The sequence below is a fragment of the Candidatus Pelagibacter sp. HIMB1636 genome (assembly GCF_052047675.1).
Lineage (GTDB): Bacteria > Pseudomonadota > Alphaproteobacteria > Pelagibacterales > Pelagibacteraceae > Pelagibacter.
The window spans coordinates 1,369,992-1,390,000 of record NZ_JBNAJP010000001.1; the positions used below are offsets into that span (position 1 = coordinate 1,369,992).

Below are 20,009 nucleotides of genomic sequence, written 5' to 3' on the forward strand. Positions count from 1 at the left end.
TGACTAAAATTTAATGTACAAATTTGCCTCTATTTTAATTAGTGATTAATGAAAACTCTTATAATTATACCCTCTAGATTATCCGCAACTAGGTTTCCAGGAAAACCATTATTAAAAATCAATGATATTTCAATTATTTCACATGTATTTAATAAGGCAAAAGAAGCAAATATTGGAGAGGTAATTGTTGCTGCAGAGGATCAAGAGATTGTCAATGATGTTAAAAATAATGGAGGAAATGCTATTTTAACAAGTGATCAACATAAAACTGGTACAGACCGAATATATGAAGCTTATCAAAAACTCAACTTAGATAATATTGATTTTATAATGAACCTACAGGGTGACGAGCCAGCAATAAATATAGAGGATATCGTAAACCTAAACCAAATGATGATAGATCACAAAGCAAAAATAGGAACCCTTGCTGCAAAAATTGAGAATAAATCAGATTTAGCAAATGAGAATATAGTTAAAGTTATTACTGAAAATAATTTAGAAGATGACCCGTTTTCTAAAGCAAAAATATTTTTAAGGAAATCTGAAGATGCCTCAAATACTTATCACCATATTGGAATTTACTGTTATTCATCTGAAATTCTTAAAAACTTTGTTGAATTACCACAATCAAAAAATGAAATTGAAAATAAATTAGAACAACTTCGAGCTCTAGACAATAATATCAAAATAAATGTTGCTCTAGCAAGCAAAGCCCCTATAGGAGTTGATACAGAGGAAGATTATCTGGCCTTAAAAAAAATAATGGAATATAAGTCCTGATGGGTAAAATATATTTTCAAGGAACATTTGGAGCTTATTCTCATTTAGCAGCATTATCAATCGACCCTGATGCTGAAATTTTACCTTGTAAAACTTTTGATGATTGTTTTAATAAAGCTTCAGAAGAACCTGATTGTAGAATAATAATTCCAGAGTCTAATAGAATTACAGGAAATATAGGAATTGAATATTTAATCTTTAAGCATAGGTTGAATATTTACCGAGAGCACTTTCAAAAAATCGAACATAATTTATTAGGTCAACAGGGAGCTAAACTGTCTGATATAAAAGAAGTTTATTCTCATGCACAGGGTTTGTCCCAATGTTCAAATTTCATAAAAGAAAATAATATTGCTGAACATATAAGAGCAGATACAGCTGGATCAGCCGAAATGATTTCTAAAACAAAAGACAAAAAACAGGCAGCAATAGCATCATCTCTAAGTGCTGAAATTTATAATCTTGATGTAATTAAAAAAAATATAGAAAACGAGAGTGGAAATTTAACACGCTTTCTTGTTATGGGAAAAAATATATCTCAACCTGAGTTTGGAAATAAAAAATATATAACTTCATTTTTATTTAAACTTAAAAGTAAACCTGCAGCTCTTTATCAATCGCTTGGAGGATTTGCTATCAATGGAGTAAATCTAACTAAGCTTCAAAGTTACCCTGAAAAAAATTCTTTCGACTCTTATTTTTTCTTATGTGATTTAGATGGACATATTGAAGATTCAAAAGTTCAAAAATCACTTGAAGAGCTAGGCTTACATTGTGAGGATTTTCACGTCCTAGGTGTTTTTGAAGCCGATAGTTTGAGACAAAAAAAACAATAATCTTTTCTTGTAGATTAGAAATTTTAACTGCTATAATAGAATTGGAGGCTAGAGGTGGATGCTGCTTGAACCCGACCAGATCTTAACGGAAGCAGTCGTAGAGACAGTTATTCAGGTTCTAGTCTCCTTAAAAAATTTATGAATAACAATTCAAAAGTATTGGCTCTTAAATATAGACCTCAAATATTTGATGATCTTATTGGTCAAGAAGTTGTTGCAGAAACAATTATAAACTCAATAAAAGCTGACAAAGTACCTAATGCATATTTATTTACTGGAATTAGAGGGATTGGAAAAACTACAACTGCAAGAATTGTAGCAAAAGCCTTGAATTGCTCAAATAGTATTGAAAAAATGTGCATTGATAATTTGTGTGAAAATTGTCAGTCGATTGCAAACTCAAGTCACATTGATGTACTTGAAATGGATGCGGCCAGCAAGACAGGAATTGATGATGTTAGAGATCTAATTGAGTTTTCCAGATACGGACCTACTTCAGCAAAGTACAAAATTTTTATAATCGATGAAGTTCATATGTTAAGTAAACAAGCTTTTAATGCTTTACTAAAAACATTGGAAGAACCACCTTCATATTTAAAATTTATATTTGCCACAACAGAAATAAAAAAGATTCCTATAACAGTCGTTTCAAGGTGTCAGCGTTTTGATCTTTCAAGAATTAAATCTTCTGAATTGTTAGATTTTATTAAAAAAATTAAAGATAAAGAAAATGGAAAAGTTACTGATGACGCTCTAAAATTAATTGTAAAAATATCTGAAGGCTCAGTAAGAGATGCATTATCTCTATTAGATAGAGCGTTATTGAGTTTAGATAATGATAAAGAACTAGATTTAAATTCTGCTCAGAAGATTTTCGGTTATTTTGATAAATCACAATTAATTGATTTATTTGAATTAATATTGAGAGGAGAAGAAGAAAAGGTAATAAAAATTTACAGAAAAATATATGATCAAGGAGTTGAACCAAAAATATTTTTAAATGATTTTTTAGAGCTGTTATACTACTTTAAAAATATAAATTCTCTAACTTTAGAAAGCACAAATTTTTCTCTTAATGATGAAGAATTTAATAAAATAAAAAACATTTCTAATCAAATCCAACCAGATGTATTAATTTTATTTTGGCAATTTTCTATCAAGTCATTAGAGGAATTAGATATTGTATCAAATCAACATCTATCAATTGAGATGTTTTTAATTAGATTAATGCACTTATGTTCTGTAAAACAAATTAAACAAATAGATACAAAACCTAAAGAAGAAAATTCAACAAGCAAAATTGAAATAAAAACAGAGACTAAAATTATTGATCAAATAAAAAATATCTCTCAAGAAGAAAAAAAGAATCCTGAAATACAAACTGAAGTTAAAGCAGAAGTCAAAACTCAAATTAATTCTTTTGACGAATTAATTGCTATTTGCACAAGTAAAAGAGAATTAAAACTTAAATTTGAATTAGAGAAAAATATAAATTTGGTTAAATTTGAAAAAAATAGGATTGAAATTTCATTTAATGACAGCCTTGATAAAGATTTTGTAAAAGATCTTTCCACAAAGCTTTTTGAATGGACAAAAGAAAGATGGATTATCACACTTAGTAAATCAAAAGGAGATCTCTCAATTAGAGAAAAGAAACAAAATGAAAAAAAAATATTAATTGAAAAAGCTAAACAAACTGAAATTTATAAAAACTTTATGGAAAATTTTCCTGATGCAGAACTGGTAGATGTTAAATCGATAATTAAGGAGGATAAAAATAATGACTGATTTTAATAAAATATTAGACAAAGCAAAAGAACTTGAAGCAAAAATGAAAGAGAGTCAGCAAAAAATTAAGGAGATTAGAGTAGAGGGTGTTTCTGGCTCAAATTCAGCAAAAATCGTCTTGGATGGAGAAGGTGAAATGCAATCAATTAAACTATCAGATGAAATAATGAAAGAAGACAAATCAATAATAGAAGATTTAATTGTAGCTGCGCATAATAATGCCAAATCACAATTAAAGTCGAAAACATCAGAAGAGATATCAAAAGCTACAGGTGGATTTGGAATACCTGGTTTTAAGTGGCCACTATAGTAGATGCAAAATATTAACGAGATTGAGGAATTAATTAAATTAATTTCAAAGCTTCCAGGTTTAGGACCAAAATCTGCTAAAAGGATTGTTTTAAAACTAATTAATAACCGCGATGAATTAGTAAAACCAATGGCAAATACTTTGGCTCAAGTTTATAAAAATGTAACTAGATGTAATTCTTGTGGTTCACTTAAATCAATTTCAACTGGATGTATAAATTGTGAAAATACAAAAAATAAATATTCTAAAATTTGTGTTGTAGAAGACATTGCTGATCAATGGTCGATTGAAAATTCAAATATTTATCAAGGGTATTTTCATATTCTGGGAGGCACCATTTCATCAGTAGGTCAAAGAAAAGAAGATTTACTTGTAAATTCCCTGGTTGAGAGAGTTAATCGAGATAAAATTGAAGAAGTTATATTAGCCACAAGTGCAACTGTTGAAGGTCAAACTACTGCTTACTACATTCAAGATAGCCTAAAGAATTCTAATGTAAAAATTACTAAACTTGCACAAGGGTTACCTGTAGGTGGTGAAATTGAAAGTTTAGATGATGGGACTTTATTTTCTGCTTTTAAAAATCGGTCTAATTTAGTTTCTAATTCAGATTAGACTTTTTAGTAAGTCTATTTAAATGCAGTAAAGGTTCAGTATAACCAGATGGTTGTTCTTTTCCTTTAAACACCAAATCACAAGCAGTTTGAAATGCAATTGAATTTTCAAAGTTATTACTCATTCTTACATAATTAGAGTCATTTTTATTTTGATCATCTACAATTTTAGCCATGTCTTTAAGAATTTCTACAACTTGAATTTTTGTTGTAATTCCATGATGTATCCAATTTGCAATATGTTGAGATGAAATTCTAAGTGTGGCTCTATCTTCCATCAAACCTACGTTATTTATATCTGGTACTTTGGAGCATCCAACTCCTTGATCAATCCATCTCACAACATAACCTAATAGAGTTTGAGCTGAGTTAGAAATTTCTTTATTAATTTCATCTACAGACCAATTTGGTCTATCAGCAGTAGGTATTGTTAAAAGATCATCAAGCTTTGCCTGTTCTCTATTTTTTATTTTTTGTTGTTCATCAAAAATATTTATTTCGTGATAATGTAGCGCATGCAAAGCTGCAGCAGTTGGAGATGGAACCCATGCACAATTTGCACCTGCTTTTAAATGTCCAGTTTTTTGCTCCATCATATCTTTCATTTTATCTGGCATTGCCCACATACCTTTTCCAATTTGAGCTTTTCCAGAAAATCCACACTTTAAACCAATATCAACATTATTGTTTTCATAGGCTGTAATCCATTTTGAAGTTTTCATGTCACCTTTTTTAATCATCGGACCAGCTTCCATAGAGGTGTGCATTTCATCACCAGTTCTGTCTAGAAAACCTGTGTTTATAAAGAAAACTCTATTTTTTAATGATCTAATGCACTCTTTTAAATTAGCTGAAGTTCTTCTTTCTTCATCCATTATTCCAATCTTGCAGGTGTATTTTGGCAAACCTAAAACTTCCTCAACTTTTGAGAAAAGCAAATCAGTAAATGCAGTTTCATCTGGTCCATGCATTTTTGGTTTCACAATATAAATAGAACCAGTTCTTGAATTGGTTTTTTTTTTAATATCATGAAGGGCAGCAGCTGTAGTAATGAATGCATCCATTATTCCTTCTGGAACTTCACTACCATCTTTTAAAATTATTGATGGATTAGTCATTAAGTGACCAACATTTCTAACTAGCAGTAAACTTCTTCCATGAAGCTTTAAACCTTTTCCATCTTTTGAAATATAGCTTCTATTAGGATTAAGTTTTCTTTCAAATAATTTTCCTTCTTTTTCAAATTTTGATTTTAGATCACCTTTCATTAGACCTAGCCAATTTCTGTAACAAACAATTTTATCTTCTGCATCTACAGCAGCTACACTATCTTCGTTATCGCATATAGTTGACACCGCAGATTCTAAAATTATGTCACTAATACCAGCATGATCTTGTTGAGCCGCAAAAGCTCTTGAATCTTTTAAAATTTCTATATGTAAATTGTTATTTTTTAAAATTATAGCAGACGGGTTGTCAGCTTCACCCCTATGACCAATAAACTTATTCTCATCTACCAAATCATATATATCAGCACCTTTTAAAGCTTTAAATTTTCCATACTTAACGGCAAAACTTGTAATTTTTTGCCAACTCAATCCTGCTAATGGAAAATATTTATCTAAAAAATCTCTTCCATATTTTATTACCATCTCACCTCTTAACGGATCATATCTTTCAGATACGCTATCTTCTGATTGTTCAATTACATCTGTTCCATACAGACTATCGTATAAGCTCATCCATCTAGCATTAGCTGCATTTAATGCGTATCTCGCATTCATGACTGGTACAACAAGTTGAGGCCCAGCAATACTTGTTATTTCCTCATCAACATTTTGAGTTGATATTTCAAAATCATCACCTTCTTCTCTCAAATAACCAATTTCTGTTAAAAATTTTTTATATTCTGACAAATTAAATTCATTTCCCTTATTTTTTATGTGCCAATTGTCTATCTGTTTCTGTAAGTCTTCTCTAAATTTAATTAATTCTTTATTTTTAGGTGCTAATTCATTGACTGTTTTCTCGAACCCTGACCAAAAATTATCAACAGATAGATTTGTTTCTTTTAATAGCTCGTCGCTAATAAATTGAGAAAGTTTTTCAGATACTTTTAAAGTTTTAATATTTATATATTTTTCTTGCATATCACCTAAATTACCCCATCTGTATTTTTGCCTGAGAGTTTTGCTCCTTCGGCGGAATTAATTCTCTTTCCAGAGTGTTATGCAACTATCGGTCCTTTTTACCTGAGAGTTTCCGGGGTGGTTGCTCCTTCGGTGCTAAATATAATAGTCTCTCCCGACAATAAAATATGTATCCTCTTCTAGAAAAGAGTCAATTAATAACAATTACACTTTAAATTAAATATCATTTTATTGCCTTTTTTATGAATTAACCATCCGCTATAACCTTATTATGAAAAATTATCTTAATTTTGAAACTGAGATTAAAGATTTAGAGACAGAATTGGAAAAATTAAAAGATCCATACAATCAAGAGGGATTATCAGAAGTGGATACCCAAAAAATTTCAAAAACACAAGTTGAGTTAGATCAAAAATTAAATGATATATATTCAAACCTAGATCCATGGCAAACCACCATGGTTGCGAGACATGAAGACAGACCAAAGTCTAAATTTTTCATAGATAATTTATTCGAAGATTTTATTCCTCTATCTGGAGATCGTTATTATGGTGAAGATAAATCTGTACTTACTGGTTTTGCAAAATTTAATGGTCAGTCAGTTTTAGTTATCGGTCAAGAAAAGGGTGAAGATTTAGATAGCAGAATTCAAAGAAATTTTGGGATGATGCGACCTGAGGGTTATAGAAAAACTATTCGTTTAATGAATTTAGCAAATAAATTTAAAATTCCAATTATCTCTTTTATAGACACGCCAGGCGCTTATCCTGGTGTTGGTGCAGAGGAAAGAGGTCAAGCTGAGGCAATAGCAAAATCAATTGAATGCTGTATGGAACTTAAGGTTCCAACTATTGCAATAATTATAGGTGAAGGTGGATCAGGTGGTGCGATTGCATTAGCATCGTCTAACAAAGTTATCATGCTAGAAAATGCTATTTATTCAGTTATATCTCCTGAAGGCTGTGCAACTATATTATGGAGAGATCCAAAAAAAATGCTTGATGCAGCAAAAGCAATGAAGCTTTCCGCAAAAGATTTATTAAAATTAAAAGTTATTGATGAAATAATCCCAGAACCTTTAGGTGGTGCTCACAGGGATAGAGACCTAATGCTTGATAACGTTAGAAAATCTATTTCTACGAATTTAGATCAATACAAAGAAATGACGTCAGAAGATATAATGAATGAAAGAAAAAATAAATTTTTAAAAATTGGAAGAAATGATGGTTTTATGAGCAATGTAGAAGATTTAAGTAATTTGACCATTAAGAAAAATAATTTTGATAACATTTTCAAATCAAAAAAATTATTATTTGGTATTGGTGGAGGGTTATTATTTTTAGCTTCTTTATTTTTTCTTTTTTAAGAATTACAAAGCTCCATGGCAATGTTTAAACTTCTTGCCCGATCCACAGAAGCAAGGTTCATTTCTTCCCATTTTTTTGGCTTGTGTTTTTGGATTTACTCTTTCCTCATTGGAAGATCTTTCTTCTGTTATAACTTTTAAATTCATTAAAATTGTAACGTAGTCTAATTTTAGTTTTTCTAATAAATTTGAAAATAAATCAAAAGCTTCTTTTTTATATTCAATTAAAGGATCTCTTTGACCGTAAGATCTTAATCCAATCACTTGTCTAAGTTGTTCTAAATATTGTATATGTGATTTCCAATTCAAATCTATTGTTTGCAAAAATATTCTTTTTTCAATTTCTTTTGCATGCTGCTCGTTTAGAACTTTAATTCTTTCATTACGTGTCTCATTAAATTTTGAGGATATTTGCTCTTTCAGTTCATTATCTTTTGCTGAAATCAAACTTTCAAGTTCAGTATCATTAAAACTTTTCCCAACAATTTGCCTAACTTTATTATTGAATTCATTACTTTTTGGATTAGATAGGTTTTGAATTTTTAATTTTATCAAGTCTTCTGATATTTCTTTTAAAAATTCGTCGGAATAATCAAAAATATTTTCACTATTCATTGCATTTTTTCTTTGAGAAAACACAACATGTCTTTGGTCATTTAAAACATTGTCAAATTTGATAAGTGTTTTTCTGATATCAAAATTTCTGGCTTCAACTTTCTGCTGAGCTCTTTCTAATGCTTTGTTGATCCAAGGGTGATCAATACTTTCACCATCTTTTAAACCGAGTTTTTCAAGCATATTATTCATAGATTCTGAGCCAAAAATTCTCATTAAATCATCTTCTAAACTTACATAAAATACAGAACTACCCTCATCTCCTTGTCGTCCAGCTCTTCCTCTTGCCTGATTATCCACTCTTCTAGATTCCATTCTTTCCGTACCAATTACGAATAAGCCACCTAGAGATTTAATTTTTTCTTTATCTATTTTTAACTGATCATCAGGAATTGATCCTTTTTTTCCACCGAGCTGGATGTCAACACCTCTGCCAGAAATACTGGTTGTAATTATCAAAGATTTTTCTTTTCCAGCATTTGCAATAATTTCAGCTTCATTTTCATGGTTCTTTGCATTTAAAACTACGTGTTTAATATTTTTTTCATTTAATAATTTAGAATAAACTTCAGATTTGTTGATACTAGATGTGAAAACCAAAATTGGTTGACCAATTTCATGTTTTTCAATGATCTTATTAATTATTGCATCATTTTTTTCTTTTTCAGTTCTAAAGATCAAATCATTATAGTCCTTTCGGATCATTTCTTTATTTGTTGGTATTACAACTACTGAAAGATTATATATTTCAAAAAATTCTTCAGACTCTGTGACTGCAGTACCAGTGCAACCTGATATTTTTTTATATAGTTTAAAATAATTTTGATAAGTAATAGATGCTAAAGTTTGATTTTCAGCTTGTATCTGAATTTTTTCTTTAGCTTCAAGAGCCTGATGAAGTCCATCTCCAAATCTTCTTCCTTCTAGAATTCTACCAGTTAATTCATCTATAATTTTAAGAACTCCGTCTTTAACTATGTAATCTTTTCCTTTTTCAAATAAGTGATTTGCACGGAGTGCTTGATTTACATGGTGAACTAAATGAAGATTTTCTGGATCATAAAAATTATCATTTTTTAATATACCAGCATTAGAAAAAAGTTTTTCAACATTATTAATACCCTCGTTTGTTAAAAGTATACTTTTTTCTTTCTCATCTATTTCAAAATCTTTATTATTTAAAATTTTAACAAGTTTATCTATTGCTAAGTATTGAGCAGTTTTATCTTCTGCAGCTCCAGAAATTACAAGTGGAGTTCTTGCTTCATCAATTAAACAAGAATCTATTTCATCTACAATTGAAAATGCATGAGATCTTTGAACCATCTCTTTTTGAGAAAACTTCATGTTGTCTCTTAGATAATCAAATCCTAATTCACTGTTAGTTGCATAAGTAATATCACAATCATAGTTTTTCTTTCTTTCCAGATCATCTTGGTCATTATTTATAAATCCAGAAGTTAGACCTAGAAAATTATATATTAGACCCATTTCCATAGAGTCTCTTTTTGCTAAATAATCGTTAACTGTTACTATATGAACTCCATTTTCAGAAAGCGCATTTAAATAAGCTGCTAAAGCAATAGTGAGTGTTTTTCCTTCACCCGTTCTCATTTCAGCAATTTTACCTTCGTGGAGAACTACACCCCCGATAAGTTGAACATCAAAATGTCTTTCTTGTCTTGTTCTTTTTGCAGCTTCCCTTACCAATGCAAATGCCTCAGGTAGAATTTCGTCTAAACTTTTTCCATTTTTTAATTGATTTTTAAATTCAACTGTTTTTTTTGGAAAGTCTGTATCACTTAATTTTATGAATTGTTCCTCTTGTGAATTTATTTTTTCTACAATTTTTCCAATTCTATCTAGTTCTTTTTGATTACTAGATTTGATAAATTTTGTAATTATGTTAAGCGGGTTAAACATGACTATTTGATTTATTCTTTAAATATATTGTTTAATATATGTATTAAACAATTATTTTAAATATCATGGGTATTAATTTAACAAATTTTTTAACCTCGAAATCAAAAAATACCAGAATGATGGATTTCCAAGACCTTGATCATATAGATGGCTTATCTATTTCAGCTCTAAGTGCAGATTTATATAAAACTAAAAGAGATGATTTGGTAATGTTTTACTTTAGAGATGGTGCAAATCATGCCTCTGTCTATACACAGTCAAAAGTTATCTCAGAAAATATTAAATGGAATATAAATCAAAAATCAAAAAAAATTTATTCTCTTATTGTAAATACTAGAAATGCAAATGCTTTCACAGGTAAACAAGGTTACGAAAGTTTAGCAAAAATTGCTGATTTAACCTCTGAGCAATTAACAAAAAAACAAGTTGAAGATGAAGATTATCCAAAGAAAATTACTTCAAAGGAAATTATTTTTGGATGCACAGGTACAATAGGTGAAACCTTTCCATGTGAAAAGATTATAGATCAAATTCCAAACTTGATTAAAAAAATCAACTATACACAAAACAAATTTCTTTGGATGAAAGCAGCCTTAGGAATAATGACCACTGATACAAAACCAAAACTTGCGATGGAACAATGTAAAATTGGAGACAAAGAGGTAAAAATTTATGGTGTCGCTAAAGGTTCGGGTATGATATTTCCAAATATGGGAACCACCTTGGCATACATATTTACAGATGCCAACTTATCGAATGATATTTTAAGTAAATTATTAAAAAAAAATATTACAAATACATTTAATGCTATCTCGTGTGATGGGGACACTAGCACAAATGATATGGTTAGTATTTTTGCAACAAATAAAGCAAACAATTCAAATATTAAAAGTATTAATGATATAAAACTAAAAAAATTCGACAAAGCATTAAACAATGTTTTGTTAAATTTAGCTAAGAGAGTAGTTTCTGATGGAGAAGGAGCATCAAAATTTGTCACTATAAATATTAATAAAAGCAAAAGTGAACAAGATGCAAAGACAATTGCTTTCTCAATAGCAAATTCAGCTTTGGTAAAAACAGCTATTGCGGGAGAAGATCCAAACTGGGGACGAATAGTGATGGCAATAGGAAAAGCAGGACCAAAAATAAATTTAAATAAATTAGGTTTGAAATTTGGAAATTATCAAATAATTCAGGATGGAAAATTACACAAGAACTACGATGAAAAATTAGTAGCTGAGTATATGAAAGGTGAAAATATAGAAATCAACGTAGATTTGTTTACTGGTCCTAAAAGCTTTACTGCTTTTACTATGGATTTTACAAAAAATTATATTGAGATTAATGCTGATTATAGAAGTTGAACATATTGAAATATAAATTTTGATAACTAATTCTATACTATGATAAAATACAAACTTTTGTGTAACGACTGTGAATTAAAGTTTGATAGTTGGTTCTCTACTTCATCAGAATATGAAAAATTAAAAAAGAAAAAACTTTTAATCTGTCACAACTGTAATTCTGAAAAAGTTGAAAAAACATTAATGGCTCCTCAGCTAATAAGTAGAAAAGCTAAAAATGAAGAAAAATTTGATACTCAGAAGTATAAAAAAATTAAAAAAACAATTAAAAATTATCAAAAGTTTATAAAAGATAATTTTAAGTACGTTGGGGATAATTTTGCATATGAAGCTAGATCTATTCATTACAATAGTAAGAAACCTATAAAAGGGATATATGGTAAAGCCTCTCAGAAAGACGTTAAAGAGCTCAAAGAAGAGGGCATAGATACACAATTAATTCCTTGGGTTGATGAAAAAGAAAATTAGTTTTTCTTAAATTCAGCAATATAATTTACTGACAAATCTTTTGAAACATTCCATTCATCCTTTAGAATGTTAAAATTCATTCCATCAATTTTTTTGAGATTTAGATTGTTCTTGATTAGAATATTTTTTAATTCCTCAGGCTTAACAAACTTTTCCCATTCATGGGTGCCAATAGGAAGCCATCTCAAAACATATTCTGCACCAACAATTGCAAATATATAAGATTTTAAGGTTTTATTTATAGTTGCAACAAACATTAATCCATTTTTTTTTAAAAGGTTAGCACATGATTTTAAAAAAAAATCAACATCCTCAACATGTTCAACAATCTCCATGTTCAAAATTACATCAAATTTTTTTGTAGTTTTTAGTTTTTCAGGCGATGAACATATATAGTTTATTTTAAGATTGTTTTTTTTTGCATGTAGGTTTGCTATGGCAATATTTTTATTTGAAGCATCGATTGCTGTAACATTAGCTCCTAATCTACACATGGGCTCAGATAACAATCCACCTCCACATCCAATATCAAGGACATTTATTCCAGAAAGAGGATATTTTTTATTTTTAAGTTGAAATTCCTTAACTATATTTTCTTTAATATATTTTATTCTTATAGGATTAAATTTATGAAGAGGTTTAAATTTTCCTTCTGGATCCCACCATTCGGCCGCCATATTTGAAAATTTTTCTATTTCTTTTTTATTAATACTGTTCATAATATATAATTAGTTGACATAACAATTAAGATGTACTTTATCAATTTATAATTAAATTATATTAATTCAACTGATCATGAAAACTGTTGTACTAAAATTTGGCGGAACTTCTGTTGGTAGTATCGATAGGATAAAAAAAGTATGCAAAATTATAGCTGCTTATAAAAAGAAAAAAAATAGAGTTTTGGTGATTTCATCTGCAATGAGTGGAGTAACCAATGAGCTCGTAAAAAAATCGAAGCAAATTAGTAATAATTTCAGCAGATCTGAATATGATGCACTTGTATCCACTGGAGAACAAGTTTCATGTGCTTTAATTGCTGGAAGACTTACTCATGATGGTTTTAAGTCTAGGTCATGGGTTTCTTGGCAATTGCCAATAATTACTGATGGACCTTACTCTGGAGCAAGAATAAATAAGATAATTACAAAAGAATTAAATAATTATGTGAAACAAGGTGGGATCCCAATTATTACTGGTTTTCAAGGAATTAATAATGAAAATAGAATTACCACAATAGGAAGAAGCGGTTCTGATGCAACTGCAATAATGTTAGCAAAATTTATTAAAGCTGATGAATGTATTATTTATACAGATGTCGATGGTGTTTATACTACTGATCCAAGACAACATAAAAAAGCAAAGAAAATTAAAAAAATATTTTATGACGAAATGTTGGAAATGGCATCATTAGGATCAAAAGTGATGCAACCAACATCGGTTCAAGATGCAAAGCTAAATAATATTGATATTAAAGTTAAGTCGTCATTTGTTAGTAAACCAGGCACATTAATAACAGGCTCTAAAAAAGCGTTTAGCAATCAAATAATTACCGGGATATCTTCAACTAAAAATGATGCTAAGATCACAATTGTAGGAGTTAAAGATAGACCTGGTGTTGCTGCTTCAGTTTTTAGACCACTATCAAGAAATTTAATTAACGTTGATATGGTTGTACAAAATATTTCTCAAAATGGAAAAGATACTGACTTAACTTTTACAATTAAATCTGATGATCTGAAAAAAACTGAGAAATTAATTATGCAAAATAAATCGATATCTTATAAAAAACTTTCTTTTGATAAAAATCTTTCCAAAGTTTCTATAATTGGAGTTGGGATGATTACTACACCTGGAATTACTTACAGGATGTTTCAAGCTTTAGCTTCAAAACAAATAAATATTTTAGTTATATCAACATCTGAAATTAAAATTTCAGTATTAGTTTCATCAAAAAATGTAAAAAAAGCAATAGCCGCTCTTCATAAAGAATTTAAACTAGATTAAACTTATGAATGTAAGACCATTTAGAAATATAAATCGAAAAAAAACTAAAGTAATTAACGTTGGTAGTATTAAAGTTGGTGGCGACAATCCAATATCAGTTCAATCAATGACTAATACTTTGACTACAGATATTTCAGCTACTATAGAACAAATAAATAAAATTCATGAAGAGGGTGCTGACTTAGTTAGAGTTTCCTGTCCAGATGAAGACTCCTCAAAAGCCTTAAAAGAAATTACAAAAAATGTTCAAATACCTGTAATTGCAGATATTCATTTTCATTATAAAAGAGCCATAGAGGCTGCAGAAAATGGAGCGAAGTGTTTAAGAATAAATCCTGGAAATATTGGTGATAAAAATAAAATCCATGAGGTCTTAAGTGCAGCCAAAAATAACGATTGTTCAATTCGGATAGGAGTTAATGCAGGTTCTCTTGAAAAAGATATTTTAGAAAAGTATAAGGAGCCATGCCCTGAAGCATTAGTAGAGAGTGCAAAAAGAAACATTAAAATATTAGAGGATCAAGATTTTTTTAATTTCAAGATAAGTGTTAAGTCCTCTGACGTATTTTTATCGATTGCAGCTTATAGACAGCTTTCGGATGCTACTGATTATCCTCTTCATCTTGGAATAACTGAGGCTGGAAGTTTTGTATCAGGAAGTGTTAAGTCTTCAATAGGACTAGGTTCATTACTGTTAGACGGAATAGGTGACACCTTAAGAGTTTCTTTGTCAGATGATCCTGTTAAAGAGGTTAAGATTGGAAATGAAATCCTTAAATCTTTAGGATTACGAAACAGAGGAGTTAAAATAATTTCTTGCCCATCTTGTGCAAGGCAAGCGTTTCAAGTAATTGATACAGTTAAAATTTTAGAGGAAAAATTATCTCATATAAAAACTCCAATTACTTTATCTATAATTGGCTGTGTTGTGAACGGACCTGGAGAGGCTGCTTTAACTGATATTGGAATAACTGGAGGTGGAAAAGGTAACAACATGCTTTATTTATCTGGGGTACAAAGCGAAAAAGTACTAACTAATGATATAGTTAATAAGGTCATAGCAGAAGTTGAAAAAAAGGCCTCTGAATTAGAAAATTTACAATGATACCAAGTAAGACTATTGAAGAATTAATTATAAAACATTCTACACTAGAAAAAGATCTATCATCAGGAAGTTTAGACAATAAAGTATTTGCTGAAAAGTCAAAAGAATATTCGGATGTTAATGAAATAATTTTAAATGCTAAAAAGTATTTATCTTTCGAAAATGAAAAAAAAGAATTAGAGAAAATATTAGAGGACAACTCATCAGATAAAGAATTAAAAAATATGGCTGAGTTAGAACTTGTTGATTTGAAATCTCAACATGAGATCAATGAAAAAAAATTAAAATTATTTTTACTACCAAAAGATGAAGCGGATAAAAAAAATGCAATAATAGAAATAAGAGCTGGAACTGGTGGATTAGAGGCAAGTTTATTTGCTTCAGACCTTTTCAAAATGTATGAAAAAGTAAGTCATAAAAAAAAGTGGTCATTAGAACTCATTTCTATTTCAAGAAGTGATGCTGGAGGTTTAAAAGAGGTAATTGCATCTATTAAAGGTACCAATATATATTCAACATTAAAATATGAGAGTGGTGTACATAGAGTTCAAAGAGTTCCAGATACTGAAACGCAAGGAAGAGTGCATACATCTGCGGCTACTGTTGCTGTATTACCTGAAGCTGAAGAAGTAGATTTAAAAATCAACGAATCTGACTTAAGAATTGATGTTTTTCGAGCAGGTGGCCCAGGTGGACAATCAGTTAACACAACAGATAGCGCTGTCAGAATAACTCATATACCCTCTGGTTTATCAGTTTCTCAACAAGATGAAAAATCACAGCATAAGAATAAAGCTAAAGGAATGAAAATTTTAAGAGCAAGATTGTATGAACTTGAAAGATCAAGAATTGATCAAGAAAGATCACAAGATAGAAAAACTAAAATTGGTACTGGAGATAGATCCGAAAGAATTAGAACTTATAATTTTCCACAAGGTAGAGTTACAGATCACAGAATAAATTTAACTTTGCACAAATTAGAAGAATTTCTCGAAGGTGAAGCTTTTGATGAAATGATTGAGTCACTTACACTGCAAGCACAAGAAGAAAGTTTAAGTAATTTAAAATAAATGAATATTCAATCAGCAATAACTCAAGGTGCTAAAATTTTAAAAGATAAATTTTGTTTAAATCCTTATTTGGACTCAGAAATTTTAATGTCAAAAGCAATTAATAAAGATAAAAAATACTTAATAATTAATTCTCAAGAAAAAATAAAAGAAATAAATTTAAATTTGTTTCTAAAACTAATTAATGAAAGGTCCAAAGGTAAGCCAGTATCTTATTTGACAAATAAAAAGTTATTTTGGAATTCAGAATTTTTTGTAACAGAAGATACTTTAATACCTCGTCCTGATACCGAGCTAATTGTTGAAAATATTTTAAATTTAACAAAAAATAAAAGTAAACTTAATATTTTAGATATTGGAATAGGATCTGGATGTATACTTTTGTCTATATTAAAAGAGAGAAAAGATTTTTATGGAACAGGAATAGATATAAGCAAAAATTGTTTAAAAATAGCCAATATGAATGCAACTAGTTTAAGAGTCCATACTAGACTTAAATTATATAAATCTAATGTTGACAAATTTAGTTTAGGCAAATATGATTTAATTGTTTCTAATCCTCCTTATATTAAAAAATATATTATAAAATATTTGGATAAAGGAGTTGCTAGGTTTGAACCAAAAATAGCACTAGATGGTGGATTAGATGGTTTAACAGAAATCAGAAAAGTTATTAAAAAGTCATCTGAGCTGATTAAAAAAAATGGTAAATTTATTTTAGAGATTGGTTTTAATCAAAAAAATAAAGTAATTAAATTATTAAATAAAGAGAGTTTTTATATAAATAGTGCTTTAAAAGATCTTGCTTATAATGATAGATGTATAATTTGCACAAAGATATAATTATTTAAATCATGGTAACATTTAGAAATAACAGCAACAACAATAATAGAAGAAATAATTTCAGAAGAAACGATAGAAATTTTAAATCAAGTGGTGATAGACAGAAGTTTAGTTCAAATTTTTCTAATGGTGATAATTTCAAAAGAAAGTCTCCAGGCAGAAACAATCACAATGCGCCAAAATTAATTGAAAAGTACAATGATCTAGCAAGAGAGGCTTTGTCAAATGGTGATAAAATTCTCTCTGAAAATTACCTTCAGCACGCTGATCATTTTACAAGAATACTAAATGAAAGAGAAAGGTTCAAAAAAGAGAGAAATTTAGAAGAGAAATTTGATGAAAATGAAAAAGAAACAAATAAGCAATCAGAAAATGTTGATGTTTCTGAAAAAAATTTAAATACAATTCTAACTTAGATATTCAAGCTGAAACACCAGCAGAGGCTAATTAATTTAAACCTATTATCTTTTCAGATTTAAGAACATCTAGTTTAATTTTTTTTGTTTCAAATAATTTTCTTTCCTTACCTTTTAATATTTTACCTGAAGGAAGCTTTAACTTTTGAGAATTAACTTTTTTTCCATTTACAATTACTTCGTAATGCAAATGAGGTCCAGTAGATTTACCTGTGGAACCAACGTAACCTATTGTTTGACCTTGTTTTACTCTTACTCCTGCTTTAATACCACGAGCAAACTTTGACATGTGAGCATACACTGTTTGATAAGTTGAGTTATGTCTTATTTTTACACAGTTACCACCTCCACCACACCATCCAGCTTTTTTTACAACACCGTCACCAGATGCCATTATAGGTGTTCCTGTGGGCGCAGCAAAATCGGTACCTCTATGCATTTTATTGTATCCATCTATGGGATGTTTTCTCATACCAAAAGGAGAAGAAAGTTTTGCTCCATTAATTGGAGTTTTCATTAAAGCTTTTTTAACACTCTTACCATTTTTATCATAATGACCTTCGCTTCCTTCTTTATCAAAATAATAAAGTCCATTATCTTGACCACTTAATTTTAAATTAGCGAAAAGTATTTCTCCTGTTTCAATGGTTTCATTTTTATCATTGAGGAAAACTTCATACATTATTTGAAACTTATCTTGTTTTCTTATATCTCTTTGAAAGTCTACTTGAAATCCATATATCCTAGCAAATTCAATTATTATATTTGCTGGTATTTTTTCATCTGTTGCAGCTTTGTATAGACTTTGTAAAATTAAATTTTCTCTGTAAACTATTTTCTTATTTAATTTAATTGAAATAATTTCATCATTAAAAGTATTACTAGAATTGTTTCTAACTAAAAATATTTTTTGTTTATTTGATATTTGAAAAGTAAATTCACTTATTTGATTATTAGTTTTATCTAGGCTGAACTCAATAATTTGTCTGGTATTTAATTTATTAAGATTAACTTTTTTTTTTAAAGCTTTTTTTATTTCTAATATTTCTTTTTTTTGTACTAGATAATTCTCTAAAATTTTATCAAAGGTTTCACCAGATTTTATTTTATGTTTTATTTTTTTGTATTTTGGTTCAAGGTTTTCAACTATGTGTGTAAGTGTTTTTTTAAAGTAAATGTTATCAACAAAATTATTATAGGTTTCTAAATTCTCTTTTTTTGTTGAATTAAAATAAGTAGTGATGATAGCAGTAAAAAGAATCAATAAAACTAAGCCAAAAATTTCTAAGTTTTTTTTTGTTTTACTTAATAGAATTTTTAACATTTTATATTTAAGCGAACACAATTATTAGTTTAGACAGTGTTAAAAATCAAAAAAAAGCCCTTAAAATGGCATGTTTTTATTTAAATATTTATTCTTAAATGCTTGATTTCCATTATTTTTAGCCTATAAGCACTGAACTTTCTCAATAAAATTATTGTTAACACAATAAATTAGTGAGGATTATTGAGCCTTTTTAGCTCAATTAGCTATTTTAAAAGTTAAAATTTAAGAAGAGAAGTGTGGACGGTTAAGGTTACCATAAATTTGTCGTACACACTTCAATTACATATAAATTTTATTCTTAGAATTTATATGGAAGCTAGTGTGCGCCGTTTTTAAACTTGAGAGTTTGATCATGGCTCAGAACGTACGCTGGCGGCACGCCTAACACATGCAAGTCGAACGAAGTAGCAATACTTAGTGGCAGACGGGTGAGTAACATGTAGGTATCTACCCTTTGGCCTGGAATAACACGAGGAAACTTGTGCTAATACCGGATAAGTCTTTACGGAGAAAGCTTTATGCACCATTGGATGAGCCTGCACTTGATTAGTTTGTTGGTGGGGTAATGGCCTACCAAGACTGTGATCAATAGCTGATTTGAGAGGATGATCAGCCACATTGGGACTGAGACACGGCCCAAACTCCTACGGGAGGCAGCAGTGGGGAATCTTGCACAATGGAGGAAACTCTGATGCAGCGATGCCGCGTGAGTGAAGAAGGCCCTTGGGTTGTAAAGCTCTTTCGTCGGGGAAGAAAATGACTGTACCCGAATAAGAAGGTCCGGCTAACTTCGTGCCAGCAGCCGCGGTAATACGAAGGGACCTAGCGTAGTTCGGAATTACTGGGCTTAAAGAGTTCGTAGGTGGTTGAAAAAGTTAGTGGTGAAATCCCAGAGCTTAACTCTGGAACTGCCATTAAAACTTTTCAGCTAGAGTATGATAGAGGAAAGCAGAATTTCTAGTGTAGAGGTGAAATTCGTAGATATTAGAAAGAATACCAATTGCGAAGGCAGCTTTCTGGATCA

17 protein-coding genes, 1 rRNA gene and 1 riboswitch (1 of these 19 only partly in view) are annotated in these 20,009 nt (G+C 29.6%); of the genes, 14 read left to right on the forward strand and 4 right to left on the reverse strand.

Going from position 1 to position 20,009, the window contains the following annotated elements; genetic code table 11:
* Nucleotides 1-48: 48 nt before the first annotated feature.
* The 5 genes from kdsB (at nt 49) to recR (ending at nt 4,329) form a co-directional block, all read left to right on the forward strand.
* Nucleotides 49-780 carry a 3-deoxy-manno-octulosonate cytidylyltransferase gene (kdsB, locus tag ACTTA6_RS07205; RefSeq protein ID WP_440613463.1) on the forward strand — a complete coding sequence of 244 codons (732 nt, stop codon included), beginning with the start codon at nt 49-51 and terminating at the stop codon, nt 778-780.
* Entirely contained in the window at nt 780-1,616 is an 837-nt protein-coding gene (locus ACTTA6_RS07210; RefSeq protein WP_440613462.1) for a prephenate dehydratase domain-containing protein, read from the forward strand. The genes kdsB and ACTTA6_RS07210 overlap by 1 nt, the downstream gene beginning before the upstream one ends.
* 138 nt (nt 1,617-1,754) lie before the next feature.
* Complete coding sequence (gene dnaX / locus ACTTA6_RS07215; protein ID WP_440613461.1) at nt 1,755-3,404, forward strand: DNA polymerase III subunit gamma/tau; 1,650 nt, start codon at nt 1,755-1,757, stop codon at nt 3,402-3,404.
* Nucleotides 3,397-3,714: a YbaB/EbfC family nucleoid-associated protein gene (locus ACTTA6_RS07220; protein WP_262590178.1), complete on the forward strand. Its 318-nt coding sequence runs from the start codon at nt 3,397-3,399 to the stop codon at nt 3,712-3,714. Before dnaX ends, ACTTA6_RS07220 begins: the two co-directional genes overlap by 8 nt.
* A gap of 3 nt (nt 3,715-3,717) precedes the next feature.
* On the forward strand, nt 3,718-4,329 hold the full coding sequence (gene recR, locus ACTTA6_RS07225; protein ID WP_075505986.1) for a recombination mediator RecR: 612 nt from the start codon (nt 3,718-3,720) through the stop codon (nt 4,327-4,329).
* On the opposite strand, the gene ACTTA6_RS07230 is transcribed toward recR, so the two are convergent.
* A complete protein-coding gene (locus ACTTA6_RS07230) occupies nt 4,316-6,478 on the reverse strand; it encodes a malate synthase G (protein WP_440613460.1) in 2,163 nt (720 codons plus the stop codon). The genes recR and ACTTA6_RS07230 overlap by 14 nt on opposite strands.
* 79 nt (nt 6,479-6,557) lie before the next feature.
* Nucleotides 6,558-6,645: riboswitch (glycine riboswitch) on the reverse strand.
* Nucleotides 6,646-6,749: 104 nt separating this feature from the next.
* On the opposite strand from ACTTA6_RS07230, the gene ACTTA6_RS07235 reads away from it, so the two are divergent.
* On the forward strand, nt 6,750-7,844 hold the full coding sequence (locus tag ACTTA6_RS07235; RefSeq protein ID WP_440613459.1) for an acetyl-CoA carboxylase carboxyltransferase subunit alpha: 1,095 nt from the start codon (nt 6,750-6,752) through the stop codon (nt 7,842-7,844).
* A 3-nt stretch (nt 7,845-7,847) separates the two neighbouring features.
* Here ACTTA6_RS07235 and secA read toward each other — a convergent pair whose 3' ends face one another.
* Nucleotides 7,848-10,382, reverse strand: coding sequence for a preprotein translocase subunit SecA (secA, locus tag ACTTA6_RS07240; RefSeq protein WP_440613458.1), 2,535 nt, complete (start codon nt 10,380-10,382; stop codon nt 7,848-7,850).
* 65 nt (nt 10,383-10,447) lie between these two features.
* Here secA and argJ point away from each other — a divergent pair, with 65 nt between their 5' ends.
* Nucleotides 10,448-11,749: a bifunctional glutamate N-acetyltransferase/amino-acid acetyltransferase ArgJ gene (argJ, locus tag ACTTA6_RS07245; protein ID WP_440613457.1), complete on the forward strand. Its 1,302-nt coding sequence runs from the start codon at nt 10,448-10,450 to the stop codon at nt 11,747-11,749.
* 39 nt (nt 11,750-11,788) lie between these two features.
* The gene (locus ACTTA6_RS07250; RefSeq protein ID WP_440613456.1) at nt 11,789-12,217 is read left to right on the forward strand and encodes a DUF1178 family protein; all 429 of its coding nucleotides are present in this window, start codon (nt 11,789-11,791) and stop codon (nt 12,215-12,217) included.
* Here the strand turns inward: ACTTA6_RS07250 and ubiG are convergent.
* The gene (ubiG, locus tag ACTTA6_RS07255; protein ID WP_440613455.1) at nt 12,214-12,936 is read right to left on the reverse strand and encodes a bifunctional 2-polyprenyl-6-hydroxyphenol methylase/3-demethylubiquinol 3-O-methyltransferase UbiG; all 723 of its coding nucleotides are present in this window, start codon (nt 12,934-12,936) and stop codon (nt 12,214-12,216) included. The genes ACTTA6_RS07250 and ubiG overlap by 4 nt on opposite strands.
* Before the next feature lie 76 nt (nt 12,937-13,012).
* Between ubiG and ACTTA6_RS07260 the strand changes: the two genes are divergently transcribed.
* The 5 genes from ACTTA6_RS07260 to ACTTA6_RS07280 are packed head-to-tail and all read left to right on the forward strand — an operon-like array spanning nt 13,013 to nt 17,658.
* Nucleotides 13,013-14,224 (forward strand): aspartate kinase, encoded by a 1,212-nt coding sequence (locus ACTTA6_RS07260; RefSeq protein ID WP_440613454.1) that lies wholly within the window; start codon nt 13,013-13,015, stop codon nt 14,222-14,224.
* Between the two features lie 4 nt (nt 14,225-14,228).
* Nucleotides 14,229-15,329, forward strand: coding sequence for a flavodoxin-dependent (E)-4-hydroxy-3-methylbut-2-enyl-diphosphate synthase (gene ispG, locus ACTTA6_RS07265; protein ID WP_440613453.1), 1,101 nt, complete (start codon nt 14,229-14,231; stop codon nt 15,327-15,329).
* A complete protein-coding gene (prfA, locus tag ACTTA6_RS07270; RefSeq protein WP_440613452.1) occupies nt 15,326-16,399 on the forward strand; it encodes a peptide chain release factor 1 in 1,074 nt (357 codons plus the stop codon). The genes ispG and prfA overlap by 4 nt, the downstream gene beginning before the upstream one ends.
* A complete protein-coding gene (gene prmC / locus ACTTA6_RS07275) occupies nt 16,400-17,242 on the forward strand; it encodes a peptide chain release factor N(5)-glutamine methyltransferase (RefSeq protein WP_440613451.1) in 843 nt (280 codons plus the stop codon).
* An 11-nt stretch (nt 17,243-17,253) separates the two neighbouring features.
* Nucleotides 17,254-17,658 (forward strand): DUF4167 domain-containing protein, encoded by a 405-nt coding sequence (locus ACTTA6_RS07280; RefSeq protein WP_440613450.1) that lies wholly within the window; start codon nt 17,254-17,256, stop codon nt 17,656-17,658.
* 31 nt (nt 17,659-17,689) lie between these two features.
* Here the strand turns inward: ACTTA6_RS07280 and ACTTA6_RS07285 are convergent, their stop codons facing one another.
* Nucleotides 17,690-18,982 carry a peptidoglycan DD-metalloendopeptidase family protein gene (locus tag ACTTA6_RS07285; RefSeq protein ID WP_440613449.1) on the reverse strand — a complete coding sequence of 431 codons (1,293 nt, stop codon included), beginning with the start codon at nt 18,980-18,982 and terminating at the stop codon, nt 17,690-17,692.
* A gap of 337 nt (nt 18,983-19,319) precedes the next feature.
* Here ACTTA6_RS07285 and ACTTA6_RS07290 point away from each other — a divergent pair.
* A 16S ribosomal RNA gene (locus tag ACTTA6_RS07290) occupies nt 19,320-20,009 on the forward strand (it continues 785 nt past the right edge of the window).